The sequence below is a fragment of the Methylomagnum ishizawai genome (assembly GCF_019670005.1).
Taxonomy (GTDB): domain Bacteria; phylum Pseudomonadota; class Gammaproteobacteria; order Methylococcales; family Methylococcaceae; genus Methylomagnum; species Methylomagnum ishizawai.
This window is the reverse complement of record NZ_AP019783.1, coordinates 2,080,721-2,095,319: the sequence shown is the minus strand read 5'-3', so window position 1 is coordinate 2,095,319 and position 14,599 is coordinate 2,080,721. Positions and strand designations below refer to the sequence as shown.

Genomic DNA, 14,599 nt, shown 5'->3' with positions numbered 1-14,599 from the left:
ATTCCAGCCGCAATCCCCACCCCATCGCCATGACCAAACTCACCTCCGCCAACCACGACCGCCATAGCGCCGGACTCACCTACGTCTACCCGGTGGTGTCGCGCCGCTCGGGCGGGCTGTCCATCGGTGTCAACCTCAACCCCAACCACGCCTGCAACTGGCGCTGCGTCTATTGCCAAGTCCCGGACCTCGTCCGGGGTGCCGCCCCCACCATCGACCTGTTCCAACTGGAAGGCGAATTGACCGGGTTGCTCGAAGACGCCCTGCATGGCGATTTCTACCAGCGCTATGAATTGCCGGAAGACCAGCGCGTGATCCGCGATATCGCCCTTTCCGGCAACGGCGAACCCACCAGTTGCCGCGAGTTCGACGCCGTGGTCGGGGTGGTCGGCCAGGTCTGCGCCGAATTCGACCTGTTCGGGGCGATCAAACTGGTCCTCATCAGCAACGGCAGCCTGATGGCGAAACCCGAGGTCCAACGCGGCCTGGCCCATTGGTCGGAACTGGGCGGCGAGGTCTGGTTCAAGCTGGACCGCGCCACGGCGGACGGCATCCACCGCGTCAACAGCGTGAACCTGACGCCGGCAGCCGTGTTGCGGCATTTGGAAATCTCGGCCCGGCTGTGCCGGACCTGGCTACAAACCTGCTGGTTCGCCTGGGACGGCGCGGCCCCCGGCGCGGACGAACAACGGGCCTATCTGGATTTGTTGGCGGAAATCCGGGCGCGGGAAATCCCGGTCGAGGGCGTGCTGCTCTATGGACTGGCGCGGCCTTCCCTGCAGGCGGAAGCACCGCGCCTCTCGGCCTTGCCGCTGGCATGGTTGGAGGATTTCGGCGGGCGGATCGAGGCGGCGGGGTTCGTGGTCAAGGTGAGTGGATGAATCGCCCGTCCCGCGCTTGCGGACTCAAGCGCCCACCCGCGCCAAAATATACGCCACGCAAGCCGTCAACTTCTTCGCATAGGGGATATGCAAAAACTCGTTCGGCCCATGAGCGTTGCTCAAGGGTCCCAGCACCCCGGTAATCAGGAACTGCGCCTCGGGGAATTGCTGCCCCAGCATCCCCATGAACGGAATGCTCCCGCCCAGGCCGACATAGGCCGCGTCCTTGCCATAGAACGTCCCGGAAGCTTCCTGGGTCGCTTGTTCCAGCCAAGGAGCCAGGGCGGGCGCGTTCCAGCCGGTGCCGGATTGGTCGAACTCGACCGAGATTTCCGCGTCATAGGGCGGGTCGGCGGTCAGCTCGGCGCGGATCGCGGCTTCGGCTTCCCGGCCATCCACCGTCGGCGGCAGGCGGATCGACAGCTTGAAGGCGGTATGCGAGCGCAGGATGTTCCCGGCGGAGTGGATGGGCGGCATCCCCGCCTGTCCGACCACGCACAGGGTGGGACGCCAGGTATTGTTGAGCAGCAATTCGGCCCCGTCGGCGCTGACCGGGCACAACCCCGGCACCACCTTGAAGCTGCCGCGGATGCCCTCGACGCCGATGATCTCCGCCGCCGCCGCCGCCTGCTGGCGGCGCTGCCCGGGGATTTCGGCCAACAGCGCCGGGATGCGGCTCGCGCCGGTCACGGGGTCTTCCAGCCGGTCCAGGAGTTGGCGCATGATCCGCATGGACGAGGGCACGATGCCGCTGGCGATGCCGGAATGGGCGGTTTCCTCCAACACCTTCACATCGACCACGCAATTCACCACGCCGCGCAGCGAGGTGGTGGACCACAGCCGTTCGTAATCCCCGGCCCCGGAGTCCAGGGCGATGACCAAATCCGGGGTGCCGATGACGGCACCGTAGGCGTCGAGATAGGCGGGCAGGTCAGGCGAACCGCTTTCCTCCGAGAATTCGATCAGGAGGACGATGCGCGGCAAGTCCACGCCCGCGAGCGCCCGCAGCGCCGCCACGGCGGCGAACAGCGCATAGCCGTCGTCGGCCCCGCCCCGGCCATAGAGCTTGTCTTCGCGCAGGACCGGCGTCCACGGACCCAAGCCCTGGCTCCAGCCTTCCATTTCCGGCTGTTTGTCGAGATGGCCGTAGATCAACACGGTTTTATCGATGGCACCGGGCACCTCGACCAGGATCAAGGGCGTACGGCCCGGCAAATGGGTGCCGTGCAGGGTCGCGCCGGGAAGGGGGTGGGCGGCGAGCCAATCCAGGGCGAGGCGGCGGGCGGCTTCCATATGGCCATGCGCGGCCCAATCGGGATCGAAATGCGGGGATTTGTTGGGAATCTTGATGTACTCGGCCAGGACGGGCACGATTTCGCGGTCCCAGAACTCGGCGATGTTGGCATACAGCGTATCGGTGGCGATCATGGCTAGGATTTTCCTCTAAAACGACGGCGCGGCTAGTATTCCGCAAATCCCACCGGCCCGACCACAGTTCCCAGATTCCACGCATCGGCCTCGACGCCTATGGGCGGCGTCCGGTCCACCATGGCGGCGGCGACGCCCCGGCCAGGGTCCGAGCCGAAGTTTTTTTGAAGGCGGGATTGATACGGCGCAAGCGGGCGGGGAACCGGCGGAGCCGGGATGCGCGGCCCGGTGTGCCGGGTAGGAACCCACGACACAGACCGGTGATCGGCGTACTGTCCAGTGGACCGGGCCGGGCGGCGTTGGACGCGAACCCGGCCCGGAAGATTCAAGGCGCTATCGATCCAGCACCATCACCCCGTCCATCTCCACTCCCGCCCCCCGTGGCAAGGCCGCCACGCCTATCGCCGCCCGCGCCGGATACGGCGGGGCGAAATAGCCCGCCATGATCTCGTTCACCAGGGCGAAATGGCCGAGGTCGGTCAGGAAGATGTTGAGCTTCACCACGTCCCGCAAGCCGCCGCCCGCGGCTTCCGCCACCGCCTTGAGGTTGTCGAACACCCGGCGGATCTGGGCGTCCATGCCGCCCTCGACCAGGGTCATGGTGGCGGGGTCCAAGGGGATTTGCCCGGACAGGTACACGGTGTCGCCGACCTTCACGGCCTGGGAATAGGTGCCGATGGCCTGGGGGGCGAGTTCAGTCTGTATGATTTGTTTTGCCATGGGTGGTTTTCTTGCGGAGTTCGGATTTGACACGGGAAATCTTCATCACCACCGAAAGCTTCTTGAGTTCGCGCATCACATTGGCGAGATGCACGCGGTCGCGGACCAGGAGGGTGATGATATCGACGGAAATCTGGCTGTCCTGGTTGGTGATCTGCACGTTCTCGATGTTGGCCCGCATCCTGGAGATGGTGGAGGCCACCTTGGCCAGGGTGCCGACCTGGTTCATCAATTCCACCCGGATCACCGCCGGGAATTCGCCGCTGGCCTGCTTATCCCATTGCACTTCCAGCCAGTTGGTGGGTTTCTTGCGGAGGTCTTCGAGGTTGCGGCATTCGCTCAGGTGGACGACGATGCCCTTGCCCGGATTGAAGAAGCCGACGATGGGATCGCCCGGAATCGGGCGGCAGCATTTGGCGAGATTGACCACCATGCCTTCGGTGCCCTTGATGATGAGCGGCGAGAGCGTGGTCCGGTCCGGGGCGGCGGCGTCCTGTATATCGACGTGGACCAGTTGCCGCGTCACCAGGAACGGGAGCCGGTTGCCCAGGCCGATATCTTCGAACAAGGCGTCCCGCGACCCCAGGTCGAGCCGCTTCAGCAGTTCCTCGACCCGGCCCGCGGGAATATCGTCGAAGCGCAGGTTCTGGGCGTCCAGTTCCTTCTCCAGCAGGCGCTTGCCCAGGACGATGGCCTCCTGCTTCTTGAAATTGCGGAGGTAGCTGCGGATCGCCGCCCGCGCCTTGGCCGTGACCACGAAGCTCAACCACAGGGGGTTCGGCCTCGCCCAGGGCGCGGTGATGATTTCCACCGTGCGGCCATTTTCCAGCACGGTCTGCAAGGGGGCGAGCATCCGGTCCACCCGCGCCGAGACGCAGGTATTGCCCACGTCGGTATGGACCGCGTAGGCGAAATCGACGATGGTGGCGTTGCGCGGCAGCTTGACGATCTTGCCCTTGGGCGTGAAGACGTAGACCTCCTGCTGGAACAGGTCCACCTTGAGGTTGTCGAGGAATTCCATGGAATCCCCGGCGCTCTTCTGGATTTCCAAGAGGTCGCGTAGCCATTCGTGGGCGCGGGCCTGGCTGTAGGACGATTGCTCGTGTTCGCTTTTGTAAAGCCAGTGCGCGGCGATCCCCGACTCGGCCAGATGGTGCATGGCACGGGTACGGATTTGGATTTCCAGGGGTTGGCCGTAGGGACCGACCAGCACCGTGTGCAGGGATTGGTAGCCGTTGGCCTTGGGCACGGCGATGTAATCCTTGAACTTCCCTGGGACCGGTTTGTAGAGGTTGTGGACTATCCCCAAGGCCCGGTAGCACTCGTCCACGCTGTGGCCGATGATGCGGAAGGCGTAGACGTCGCTGACCTCGCCGAACGAAAGATGCTTGTTCCGCATCTTCTGGTACAGGCTATACAGATGCTTCTCGCGGCCCACCACCTCGCATTCGCCCAGGCCGCCCTCGTTCAGGCGCCTGTGGATGCTGGATTCGATGGTCGCCACCACTTCCTTGCGGTTGCCGCGGGCCTTCTTGACCGCCTGTTCCAATATCCGCGCCCGCATCGGATACATGGCGGCGAAGCCCAGGTCTTCCAGTTCCAGCCGGATTTCGTTCATCCCCAGGCGGTTGGCGATGGGGGCGTAGATATCCAGGGTCTCGCGGGCGATGCGGCGGCGGCGGTTGCCGGACATGATGCCCAGGGTGCGCATGTTGTGCAGCCGGTCGGCCAGCTTGACCATGATGACCCGCAAGTCCTTGACCATCGCCAGGAACATCTTGCGGACGTTCTGGGCCTGGGCCTCCGCCCTGGATTTGCAATCGAGCTGGGTCAGCTTGCTGACGCCATCGACCAGGGCCGCGACCTCCTCGCCGAAGCCCTCGCGCAATTGCTCGCGGGTGATGGGCGTGTCCTCGATCACATCGTGCAGGATCGCGGCCATGATGCCCTTGGTGTCCATGCGCATCTCGGCCAGGATCATGGCGACCGACAGCGGATGGCAGATATAGGGTTCGCCCGTGAGCCGGAACTGGCCCTCGTGGGCGGAATTGCCGAGTTCATAGGCACGGTGGACTTCGTCGATCTGCGCCGATTCGAGATAGCCGGACAGCAAGGCGCAAAGCCGGCGCACCAGCTTTTCCTGTGGGAGTTCGGGGTCTTCCCTGGGCGGCAAGGGACTCATGGCGGCGGGCTTCTGGATGCGGGGATGGACCGGCGCGATTATTCGAAATCGTCGTCCAGGTCGGACAGCGCGGGATTGCGCAACGGCAGGGGCGGACGTTCGATGCTGAAGCGGTCGGCCTTCGGAGCCACGTTGAGGTAGTCGCGGGTGATGAGGTCGGCGGCGATTTCGCGCAAGGCCACCACGGTGCATTTATCGTTTTCCCAGGGTATCTTGGCCTCGTCGGGACGGCGCGACAATTCGCGGGCGCGTTTGGAAGCCAACAACACCAACTGGAAACGGTTGTCCACATTCCTCAAACAGTCTTCTACGGTCACTCTGGCCATGGGTTTCGATTTCTCCGGTAGTGAAAGGGTCCACCGTGGTTTTACCCGAAACCAGCGCTCCTGTACAGCCATGGGGAAAGCCGACCCTCCCGCGCCCGGCCCGCCCCAACCGCCCAGCAACCAGGCTAAGCCTCGTAATCGTTCAAGTACAAGGCGGTGATGGCATTGCTGCGCAGGGTGGTTTCCCGCATCCGGCTGACCACCTGGTCGAAAATATCCCGCAAGATCCAATAGCCCAGGCCGGGGTTCCGGTCCATGAAGGCTTCCAGCGATTTGCCATCGATCACGGCGACCTGGCAGTCGCAGGTGGCGACCACGCTGGCGGTGCGCGGCTGATGCTCGAACAAGGACAGTTCGCCCAGGATTGCGTCGGCGTTCGACCGGGCGATTTCGGTGGTGCGGCCGGGCGGGCCGAGATGGTCCACCGCCGCGTAGATTTCGGTGGCACCTTCCAGGATCAGGTAGATTTCGGTGCCGGCGGAGCCTTCTTCGATGATGGTCGCCCCCGCCGGGTAGTGCTTGATCTCGTGGCGCACGGAATTGATGAATTCGGGTTCGCGCAGGATATCCCGGAACTTGAGTTTCATGATGGTTCCTCCCAAAACGATGTGGACGATCTCGGGCGAGCGGAACTCCCTGTCCCTAGGCCGCAAGGCTTCCGGCGCGGCTGGCTTGGTTGCGTGACTGCAAGGACGGGCGCGGCGGGAAAATCCCGCCGCGCTTGGGGACGGAGCTTAGGCGCGGGCTTCGAGCATGGCCACGGCGGGCAGCTTCTTGCCTTCCAGGAATTCCAGGAAGGCGCCGCCACCGGTGGAGGTGTAGGAGACCTGGTCGCCGATGCCGTATTTGTCGATGGCCGCCAGGGTGTCGCCGCCGCCCGCGATGGAGAAGCCTTGGGAATCGGCCACGGCCTTCGCCACGGTCTGGGTGCCCTCGGCGAACTGGTCGATCTCGAACACGCCGACCGGACCATTCCAGACGATCGTCGCCGCCGATTGGATGATTTCGGCATAACGGGCGGCGGTATCCGGCCCGATGTCGAGGATCATATCGTCCTCCGCCACTTCGGCCACCGGTTTGATGGTCGCGGCAGCGGTGGCGGAAAACTCCTTGGCGCAGACCACGTCGGTCGGCACCGGAATCTCGCCGCCCCGGGATTTGGCTTGTTCCATCAGGCGCTTGGCTTCGGGGATCAGGTCGGCTTCGTACAGCGATTTGCCGACGTTGTGGCCCGCCGCCGCGATGAAGGTATTGGCGATGCCGCCGCCGACGATGAGTTGATCGACCAGATGGGACAGGGAATCCAAGACTTCCAGCTTGCCGGACACCTTGGAGCCGCCGACGATGGCGAGCAAGGGGCGCTCCGGGCTTTTCAGCGCCTTCCCGAGGGCGTCGAGTTCGGCGGAGAGCAGGAGGCCCGCGCAGGCTTGCGGGGCTTTTTGGCCCACGCCATGGGTGGAGGCTTCGGCGCGGTGGGCGGTGCCGAAGGCGTCCATCACATAGACATCGCACAGCGCCGCCATCTTGGCCGCCAGTTCCGCGTTGTCCTTCTTCTCGCCCTTGTTGAAGCGGACGTTCTCGAACAGCACGGCCTCGCCCTCGGCGACCTCGAACTCCCCTTCCAGCCAGTCCTTAATCAAGCGCACCGGCTTACCCAGGAGCTCCGCCAGGCGGTCGGCGACCGGCTGCATGGAATTCTCCGGGCTGAATTCGCCTTCCGTAGGACGGCCCAGGTGGGACATCAGCATCACCTTGGCCCCCGCGCCCAAACAGTGCTGGATGTTCGGCAGGGCGGCACGGATGCGGATATCGCTGGCGACCTTCCCGTCCTTCACCGGCACGTTGAAATCCTCGCGGATCAGGACGCGCTTACCGGCGAGATCGAGGTCGGTTACTCTCTTGAAAGACATAGTTTTCTCCTGTTTAAGGGATTGTGGGTTCGGTTCAGCGGTCGCGCCATTTGATGGAACAACCCATGCTGGGGATTTGTTCCTGGGGACCCTGGCCGGTCAGGGCGACCTGCTTCATGGCCTCGTAGAGGTCGCGCCGAGCGTCGGCCGGGGCGGTATCCTTGCGGCTGGCGTCGAGCCGGCCGCGGTATTGTAGTTCCAGGTTCCGGTTGTAGCCGAAGAAGTCCGGCGTGCAGACCGCGCCATAGCTTCGGGCGATATCCTGGCTTTCATCGAACAGGTAGGGAAAGGGATAGCCGCAGCGCTCGGCCACGCGCTTCATGTTGTCGAACGAATCCTCCGGGTAGTCGGCGGGATCGTTGGACATGATGCCGACGGCGTGGATGCCGTGTTCGCGCAAATCCCGCACGTCGCGCACCAGCCGCTCCTGGATGGCCTTGACATAGGGGCAATGGTTGCAGATGAACATGACCAGGAGGCCGTTGGGGCCGCGGCATTGTTCCAGGGTCCAGGTTTTGCCGTCGATGCCGGGCAGGGAAAAATCGATGGCGGGGGTGCCGAAATCGCAGATGGGGGTTTCCAATAGGGCCATGACGCGCTTCCTTGGGTGGGGGCGGAGTCTTGGCATCATAACAAAAGAAAGGCGGCGGCGGCGTATCGCGGGGACGGTGGCGACCGGGCCGGTTCCGTGGGAAGGCTCGCGGCAACGGTGCGGATCATTCGGACCGATGACAGGCGTCGCAAAGCTTGTTGCCGTCGGATTCCCTCGCAATCACCGGCCAGCCGCATCGACGAGGGACCGGCAGAAAGCCATGGCCCGGTCGAAATCGGCGATGCCGAGGAAGATGCGGGAGAACATGAGTGGGCTTTCGAGGCTTTAGGGTGGTTTCTAGAGCATTTTCAGGTTGTTTGTAGGGCGGGCACGTATTCCATACCCACCGGGATAGCCCGGAAGTGGTGGGCATGAGTACATGCCCACCCTACGGCTGAGCGCAAACCCAAACCGAAAATGCTTTGTTTTCCCAGATTCCGCCGCGCTTCATCCTGGCTACGTGGGTTGACCGAAAATATAATCCAAGTCCATTTCCAAACCCTCGAACGGCGACACCCGCACCTTTATGAAATCTTCAGGCGACCGGCATTCCATGGCGAATACCACCCGGTATCTACCTTCCACCCATTCATAAGCGATGAGGGTTTTATCCTCGGGCGAAATCACCCAATAATAAGCCACGCCATGCCGCTGTAGTAGCAGGAAATTATGGAATATATCCTTGCGTTCATGCCCAGGAGAGGTAATTTCGCACACCCAATCCGGGATGATATCCATGATACCTGTTGGCCGGTTGGGAACCCGTTCCTTGCGCCAACCGGCCAAATCGTGGCTGGCATACCTGACGCTGACGCTGATTTCGGTCATGATCCACCAACCGCCGGGGCCGTCCTTGCGCCTCAATGGGGAAACCTCGTCGGAAATACCGGCTTGGACCAAAGCATGTTCGGAACGCGCCATGGGCCGCTGGACGATTTCGCCATTGATTAGCTCGACCCGCTCCTCGGGGAATCGGAGCAAATCGTCCACGGTGTTTAATCGCTGGGCTTCCATGGTTCCTCCCGGATTCGGTCGGGTCGTGGATAGGCACAGCAGGGTGGGCATGGGCACATGCCCACCCTGCCCGGCTGCATAGTTTCTACGCGGGCTTGGATGCTCATAGCCTGAACTTGCCAAGTAGAACCCAAGCAATGAACGCAAGCGAGAGCGCTGCAATCGCTGGAGCCACCCAGTTGCGCGCGATGCGAAACGGCAACTCGCCTTTCTTCACTCGCTCCCACTCCTTCTTCAAAACAGGCTGGGCATATTCGCTGGCAATCTCGATGGCCTTCATGGTTTCTTCGACGCCTGTCTTGTTATTGACCATTGCGTTTTGCTCGCTAACGGCACGGCGTAGCAGACGAAGAAGTTCTTGATGCTCCGGTTCGTTTGGATTTAGGCGAAGCTGAATCTTGCAGAGTGACTCTGCAACCTGATACCGGAGGTCTCCGACTTTTTCATCGCTGATTCGAAGCGCCGTCTTGTCTTTGTAATCCGGCCCGTAGGTGTTGAGTATCTCTACGGCTCTGGCAAAAGCTCTTGCTGCGGCAAGAAAGCTGGCGAGTTCTTCTCTGAGTGCGTCAATCCACGCCTGTCGAAACTCCGATGTCTTCTGCTCTTTCGTGAGCGTGAGGCTGACAAACGAAACGGCAGCAGTAATCAGTGCGGCGACGAGTGTGGCTATCGCAGTAAGTGACTGAACTGGAAGGTCGTTCATTTGAAGCATAGCATGTAAATAAATAGATTCCCTTAACCACCCAAACCAGGACGTTAAGCGAACGTCTTGCTAGCCAACCACACGAAATGTGGCCCCACTTATCGAACCACAGCCCCATAAAATTGACAACGAAAATCCCCATTCCCAAAACGCAAAAAGGGCCGGCGCTCCCCACGCCGACCCTTTTGAATCCGAAGCGCGATCCGCCGCGCCGCGACCCTCAATAACCTTCCTTCTCGATCAAATAGCGCTGTACCGCCGATTCATAGACCTCGGTGGAAATCTTGACGCCATAGATCACCGTGCCGCAATGCTCCTCGACGATGATGCTCAACAGGCGGAAGGCGTTGCGCGGTGTCAACTGCCGCACGATGAACTGCGCCTTGCTCTCGCCGTCCTCCTCGAAGATATCGGCCAGTTGCAGCGGCGGGCTGCCCGGCTTGCGGCCCACGTTCATGCGTTTCTCGATCAGCCGGATCATGTTCTCCGCCGACCAGTTGATCGAGGAAATGGTCTTGATGCGGTCGCTGCGGTAATACTTCTTGAGATCGTGCAACTCGTAGGGCAGGAACATGATGATGCCGAGGTGGTCGATCTGGAACAATTGGTCGTCCAGCACCGGCGTCACCAGTTCGCGCATCTTCTCCGGGTCGCCCTTGATGCTGGTCGGCTCGTCCACCCGGTCCACCAGTAAATACACCCCCGACAGCCCGAAATAGCGCACCAATTCCATGAAGCTCTTGAGCAGGGTGAAGCGGTTCTCGGTGGTGCGCGGAATGCCGTGGAACTCAAAGAGGCCCGGCCCGATTTCCTGGATGATCTTGAACGTCCCTTCCAGCGACACCGGCACGCCCCGGATATAACGGTAGATTTCCCCGGCCAGGAACTTGGCCTGGCTCTTGGCGAAGAAGTTGCTCTTCTTCTTATAGCCCGCGATCTCCATCTGGCGGCGCAGGGCCGACACCTTGCTCGACAGGTCGTTCGGAGCGAAATAGAGCGCGGTCAGCAGCAGGAATTTCTCGGCGATTTCCCGGTTGTCCTTGAGCATGTCTTCCTTGTGGGCTTCGAGGATATGGCCGTAAAGTTCCTCGATGCCGAGCTTGAGGATGTAATCGAGATGGTCGTCCAGGGTCATCTTGGCTTCGCGGGCCAAGGGTTCTTCCTTCTTGCGCTTGAAGATGCGGGCGAGGGCGGATTTGTTGGCGGAATATTCGATGGGCAAGCGCCGGGGGCGGCTCACCTCGCTCAGGAGCTCGTTGAATTCCACATAGCTGATGACCAGCACCTTGTCTTCGTACTGGCGCAGGTAGCGCTCGGTGTCGATCCGCATGGAGGATTTGCCCGCGCCGCGGATGGCGAAGATCACGTAGGGGCTGGGCTTCTCCAGGTGCAACAACACGGAACGCAGCGAGGTGTTCTCCACCATCGCGGTTTGCAGATACGGGTCGCGGTCCGCGTCGAAGATGACGAATGGGTTGTGTTCAAATTGCCAGACCTGCAGCCATTCTTTGATTTCCATGAAGCTCTCGGTATATTTTTTTCGTCGGGTTCTTGGGGATGGGTTCGCTGGGAGTCCTTGTTGTTCGAGCGTCCGTCCCCGGAGCCTGCGCCCAAGGACCGTCATACCGGAGAACCCCGGCCGCGCCGCTGGCGAACTATATCACAGTTCTATTTTACCCCGTCCGTGCGGGATTCCGGCGAGTTTTATCGCAAATCCCACACTACCGGGCGGTTTCCAAGCCCGCCAAGTTTGACCTATCGCGCTTGAACCGCCCCCCGAAGGAAGCTACCCTTCCGCGTCCGGTCAACCCAGCCCAGCCATTAGCCATGAGCGATTCCGATTCCGAGGCTCCCGCCCGTCCCGCCGTCCTCGCCACCGAAGCCGACCCCCCGGTAGAACCCAGCTGGATCCCCTTGTACTGGTTCCTGGGCTTCGTCGCCCTGGCCTTCATCCTGGAAGAAGCCCTGTTCGAGTTCATCCTGGAAATCCTGGAATTCATCGGCGACGGGATTTTCTTCGTGGTCGAGGGCAGCGAGGAGCATCTCGAAGACCAGATCGAGGAATGGTTCGACCTCGATCCCTACCATGCCGAGATCGTCACCGCCTGGAGCCTGACCCCGGTCAAGCTATTGGCGGGGCTGTTGGTGCTGCGCTGGCTGTGGCGGAAAGCCCGCCGCCAATGGTTTCCCAGGATCGCGGCCTTTTTCCGGCGGCAATACCGCGCCGTGCGGCTGGCCTGGCAACTCCTGGCCTGGCCCTACAAACTGCTGGCGGGCGTGGTCGTGGTCGGCGTGCTGGCGGTGCTGATCTAAGCCATCCGGCCCGCCCGTCGTATAATCCCGCCTTTTCCATACCCAAACCGAGGAACCCCATGTCCCAATTCGATGAGGTCAGCGTCGTCAAGAAAGCCAATGTCTATTTCGACGGCAAGTGCGTCAGCCACACCGTGCTGTTCCCCAACGGCACCCGCAAGACCATCGGCGTCATCTTCCCGTCCAGCCTGACCTTCCAGACCGCCGCGCCGGAAATCATGGAAATCATCGGCGGCGTGTGCCATGTGCGCCAGGCGGGGGAAAGCGAATGGACCACCTACCAAGCCGGTGATTCCTTCAAGGTGCCGGGCGATAGCCGCTTCGATATCGAAACCGTCGAGATGCTGGATTACGTTTGCCATTTCGGCTGATCCGGGCGCTTCCCCAAACGCCCCGTCCGTGCCCGGCACGGACGGGGCGTTGTCATTTGGGGGCCGGTTTGGGCTTGGGCTTGGGCTTGGGCTTGGACACCGCCGTTTTTTCCTTGCCGGCCTTGGCCTCCTGGGCGGATTTGGCCTTGACGGGTTTGGCCGGTTTCTGGGTATCGGTCGGTTTTATCGCCTTGGGCGGGCCCGGCTTGGAAGGCTTGGCCGGTTTTGCGTGGGCAGCATGGGCGGGTTTGGCGCTCCGATCCTGCCCCTTGTGCGCCGGTTTGGGCTTGGCCACCTGGCCGGCCTGGTGGGCCGGCTTGGCGTTCTTGTCCGCCGCTTTCGGCGTTTTGGGCTTGGGCCGTGGTTCCGGGTCGGCCTTGACCCGCCTGGGCGGGAGCGACCGGGCGGCGGGCCCGCCCACCGGCTCCAAGTGACGGGCGGCGGGCGGCGGTTCGGCGAATTCGGGCGGTTCCTCCTCCTTCACCTCGGGCAAGGGATGGTCCTTCTCCCAGGCCGCCAACAAATCCAGCCCCCGGTTGATTTCGTCGGTGGTCATGCGGTCGGCCAGTTCGGTCTTGCGGTCCGCCGCCGTGGGATGGCCGCGGTCGGCGGCCAGGGCGTACCAGAAATACGCCTGGGCGATATCCTTGCGGATGCCGTCGCCCGCCTCGTACAAGGAACCCAGGATCGCCGCCGACCCCGGATCGCCCCGCTCCGCCGCCTCGCGGAACCAACCCACCGCCGCGCCGTGGTTCTCGTCCATGCCCAGGCCGTAATACTGCATCATCCCGAGCTTGCCCTGGGCCAGGGCGCTGCCCTGGCCCGCCGCCCGGAGATACCAGCGGTAGGCGGCCCCGTAATCCTGCTCGACGCCATAGCCCTTGAGATACAGGTTGCCGAGATTGATCTGGGCATCCCGGTCGCCCGCCTCCGCCAAGGGCTGGAACTGCGCGGCGGCGGCGCGCCAATCCTGTTTCGCCACGGCGGCGAGCCCCCGCGCCACATCGGCCTCGGCCCGCCCCGCCAACAAACACAACGCGGCCAGGGCCGCGGATACCCGGAATCTCATCGGTTCAACTGTTCTCCAACACCAATTTGCCGATATGCCGGCCGCTTTCCAATAAATGATGGGTTTCCGAGGCGTCGGCCAAGGGGAAGGTGCCATGGATCACGGGCTTGATCTTCCCGCTCTTCAACAAGGGCCAGACCTGGGATTTCAGCGCGGAAGCCAGCGCGGCCTTCTCGGCGAGGCTGCGCGGACGCAGGGTGGAACCGGCCAGGGTCAGGCGCTTGAGCAGGATCGGCAACAGGTTGATTTCGGTCTTGGGACCGCCCTGCACCGCGATCAAGGCCAAGCGCCCGCCGGGGGCCAGGCATTCGAGATTGCGCTGTAGATAGGGACCGCCCATCATGTCGAGGATGAGGTCCACGCCTTGGCCCCCGGTATATTCGCGGATGGCCTCGACGAAGTCCTGCTGGCCGTAGTCGATGGCCCGCGCCCCGAGTTGCTCGCAGAAAATGCATTTTTGCACGCTGCCGGCGGTGACGAACACCTCGGCACCGAACTCCCGCGCCAACTGGATGGCGGTGCTGCCGATGCCGCCGCTACCGCCGTGGATCAAGACCCGCTCCCCGGCCTTCAAGCCGCCTTGCTCGAACAAATTGGCCCAGACCGTGAACAGGGCTTCCGGCAAGGCCGCCGCCTCGACCCAACTGAAGCCCTTGGGGATGGGCAGGCACAAGGGCGCGGCGGCGACGCAATATTCGGCATAGCCGCCACCCGTGACCAGGGCGCACACGCCCTCGCCGACGCCGGGATGCTTCACGCCCTCGCCCACGGCCACGACCTGTCCGGCGACCTCCAATCCCGGAATATCGGACGCGCCGGGCGGCGGCGGATACAAGCCCCGGCGTTGCATGGCGTCCGGGCGGTTGATGCCCGCCGCCGCCACTCTGATTAACACTTCCCCAGGACCGGGCTCGGGCACGGCGCGGCGGCAAGGCTGCAACACCTCGGGACCGCCCGGTTGGGTGATTTCGATGGCAAACATGGTAGATGGGATCACACTCACGGCAGTTTCTCCTGTAATTATTAAGGCCGATGAGCTAGTTATAGCCCATGTTCGGACCTATCACCCGCACCGCCATCGTGCCGGGAC

The 14,599-nt window shown here is 62.7% G+C and carries 15 protein-coding genes; 3 read left to right on the top strand and 12 right to left on the bottom strand.

Translation table 11 applies throughout. The annotated features are described in order from the left end of the window. The first annotated feature begins 29 nt into the window (after window positions 1-29). Window positions 30-881, top strand: a complete 852-nt coding sequence (locus K5658_RS09600; protein WP_221066711.1) for a radical SAM protein — start codon at window positions 30-32, stop codon at window positions 879-881. A gap of 24 nt (window positions 882-905) precedes the next feature. Here K5658_RS09600 and K5658_RS09595 read toward each other — a convergent pair whose 3' ends face one another. The 10 genes from K5658_RS09595 to K5658_RS09550 all read right to left on the bottom strand — a co-directional run bounded on the left by K5658_RS09595 (window position 906) and on the right by K5658_RS09550 (window position 11,275). Further along, entirely contained in the window at window positions 906-2,309 is a 1,404-nt protein-coding gene (locus tag K5658_RS09595; RefSeq protein ID WP_221066710.1) for a M20/M25/M40 family metallo-hydrolase, read from the bottom strand. A gap of 333 nt (window positions 2,310-2,642) precedes the next feature. Continuing rightward, window positions 2,643-3,029: a RidA family protein gene (locus K5658_RS09590; protein ID WP_221066709.1), complete on the bottom strand. Its 387-nt coding sequence runs from the start codon at window positions 3,027-3,029 to the stop codon at window positions 2,643-2,645. Beyond that, window positions 3,004-5,211 carry a RelA/SpoT family protein gene (locus K5658_RS09585; protein WP_221066708.1) on the bottom strand — a complete coding sequence of 736 codons (2,208 nt, stop codon included), beginning with the start codon at window positions 5,209-5,211 and terminating at the stop codon, window positions 3,004-3,006. The genes K5658_RS09590 and K5658_RS09585 overlap by 26 nt, the downstream gene beginning before the upstream one ends. Window positions 5,212-5,249: 38 nt before the next feature. After that, window positions 5,250-5,537: a DNA-directed RNA polymerase subunit omega gene (gene rpoZ, locus K5658_RS09580; RefSeq protein WP_221066707.1), complete on the bottom strand. Its 288-nt coding sequence runs from the start codon at window positions 5,535-5,537 to the stop codon at window positions 5,250-5,252. A 125-nt stretch (window positions 5,538-5,662) separates the two neighbouring features. Then, window positions 5,663-6,124, bottom strand: coding sequence for a cyclic nucleotide-binding domain-containing protein (locus tag K5658_RS09575; RefSeq protein WP_221066706.1), 462 nt, complete (start codon window positions 6,122-6,124; stop codon window positions 5,663-5,665). A 147-nt stretch (window positions 6,125-6,271) separates the two neighbouring features. Next, complete coding sequence (locus K5658_RS09570) at window positions 6,272-7,447, bottom strand: phosphoglycerate kinase (RefSeq protein WP_221066705.1); 1,176 nt, start codon at window positions 7,445-7,447, stop codon at window positions 6,272-6,274. A 34-nt stretch (window positions 7,448-7,481) separates the two neighbouring features. Continuing rightward, a complete protein-coding gene (locus tag K5658_RS09565; RefSeq protein WP_221066704.1) occupies window positions 7,482-8,039 on the bottom strand; it encodes a thioredoxin family protein in 558 nt (185 codons plus the stop codon). A gap of 456 nt (window positions 8,040-8,495) precedes the next feature. Beyond that, window positions 8,496-9,053, bottom strand: coding sequence for a Uma2 family endonuclease (locus K5658_RS09560; protein WP_221066703.1), 558 nt, complete (start codon window positions 9,051-9,053; stop codon window positions 8,496-8,498). 103 nt (window positions 9,054-9,156) lie between these two features. Then, on the bottom strand, window positions 9,157-9,756 hold the full coding sequence (locus tag K5658_RS09555; protein ID WP_221066702.1) for a hypothetical protein: 600 nt from the start codon (window positions 9,754-9,756) through the stop codon (window positions 9,157-9,159). Window positions 9,757-9,976: 220 nt separating this feature from the next. Next, window positions 9,977-11,275, bottom strand: coding sequence for a hypothetical protein (locus tag K5658_RS09550; RefSeq protein ID WP_221066701.1), 1,299 nt, complete (start codon window positions 11,273-11,275; stop codon window positions 9,977-9,979). A gap of 308 nt (window positions 11,276-11,583) precedes the next feature. Between K5658_RS09550 and K5658_RS09545 the strand changes: the two genes are divergently transcribed. Then, the gene (locus tag K5658_RS09545; RefSeq protein ID WP_221066700.1) at window positions 11,584-12,069 is read left to right on the top strand and encodes a hypothetical protein; all 486 of its coding nucleotides are present in this window, start codon (window positions 11,584-11,586) and stop codon (window positions 12,067-12,069) included. 59 nt (window positions 12,070-12,128) lie between these two features. Continuing rightward, the gene (gene ppnP / locus K5658_RS09540; protein WP_221066699.1) at window positions 12,129-12,440 is read left to right on the top strand and encodes a pyrimidine/purine nucleoside phosphorylase; all 312 of its coding nucleotides are present in this window, start codon (window positions 12,129-12,131) and stop codon (window positions 12,438-12,440) included. Between the two features lie 52 nt (window positions 12,441-12,492). Here the strand turns inward: ppnP and K5658_RS09535 are convergent, their stop codons facing one another. Further along, window positions 12,493-13,509 carry a tetratricopeptide repeat protein gene (locus tag K5658_RS09535; protein ID WP_221066698.1) on the bottom strand — a complete coding sequence of 339 codons (1,017 nt, stop codon included), beginning with the start codon at window positions 13,507-13,509 and terminating at the stop codon, window positions 12,493-12,495. Between the two features lie 4 nt (window positions 13,510-13,513). After that, window positions 13,514-14,506: an NAD(P)H-quinone oxidoreductase gene (locus tag K5658_RS09530; protein WP_343223311.1), complete on the bottom strand. Its 993-nt coding sequence runs from the start codon at window positions 14,504-14,506 to the stop codon at window positions 13,514-13,516. Window positions 14,507-14,599 lie beyond the last annotated feature (93 nt).

Bases quoted from the DNA above. Each gene is read 5' to 3' on its own strand.
- K5658_RS09600 (WP_221066711.1), top strand. From the start codon at position 30: ATGACCAAACTCACCTCCGCCAACCACGACCGCCATAGCGCCGGACTC.
- K5658_RS09595 (WP_221066710.1), bottom strand. From the start codon at position 2,309: ATGATCGCCACCGATACGCTGTATGCCAACATCGCCGAGTTCTGGGAC.
- K5658_RS09590 (WP_221066709.1), bottom strand. From the start codon at position 3,029: ATGGCAAAACAAATCATACAGACTGAACTCGCCCCCCAGGCCATCGGC.
- K5658_RS09585 (WP_221066708.1), bottom strand. From the start codon at position 5,211: ATGAGTCCCTTGCCGCCCAGGGAAGACCCCGAACTCCCACAGGAAAAG.
- rpoZ (WP_221066707.1), bottom strand. From the start codon at position 5,537: ATGGCCAGAGTGACCGTAGAAGACTGTTTGAGGAATGTGGACAACCGT.
- K5658_RS09575 (WP_221066706.1), bottom strand. From the start codon at position 6,124: ATGAAACTCAAGTTCCGGGATATCCTGCGCGAACCCGAATTCATCAAT.
- K5658_RS09570 (WP_221066705.1), bottom strand. From the start codon at position 7,447: ATGTCTTTCAAGAGAGTAACCGACCTCGATCTCGCCGGTAAGCGCGTC.
- K5658_RS09565 (WP_221066704.1), bottom strand. From the start codon at position 8,039: ATGGCCCTATTGGAAACCCCCATCTGCGATTTCGGCACCCCCGCCATC.
- K5658_RS09560 (WP_221066703.1), bottom strand. From the start codon at position 9,053: ATGGAAGCCCAGCGATTAAACACCGTGGACGATTTGCTCCGATTCCCC.
- K5658_RS09555 (WP_221066702.1), bottom strand. From the start codon at position 9,756: ATGAACGACCTTCCAGTTCAGTCACTTACTGCGATAGCCACACTCGTC.
- K5658_RS09550 (WP_221066701.1), bottom strand. From the start codon at position 11,275: ATGGAAATCAAAGAATGGCTGCAGGTCTGGCAATTTGAACACAACCCA.
- K5658_RS09545 (WP_221066700.1), top strand. From the start codon at position 11,584: ATGAGCGATTCCGATTCCGAGGCTCCCGCCCGTCCCGCCGTCCTCGCC.
- ppnP (WP_221066699.1), top strand. From the start codon at position 12,129: ATGTCCCAATTCGATGAGGTCAGCGTCGTCAAGAAAGCCAATGTCTAT.
- K5658_RS09535 (WP_221066698.1), bottom strand. From the start codon at position 13,509: ATGAGATTCCGGGTATCCGCGGCCCTGGCCGCGTTGTGTTTGTTGGCG.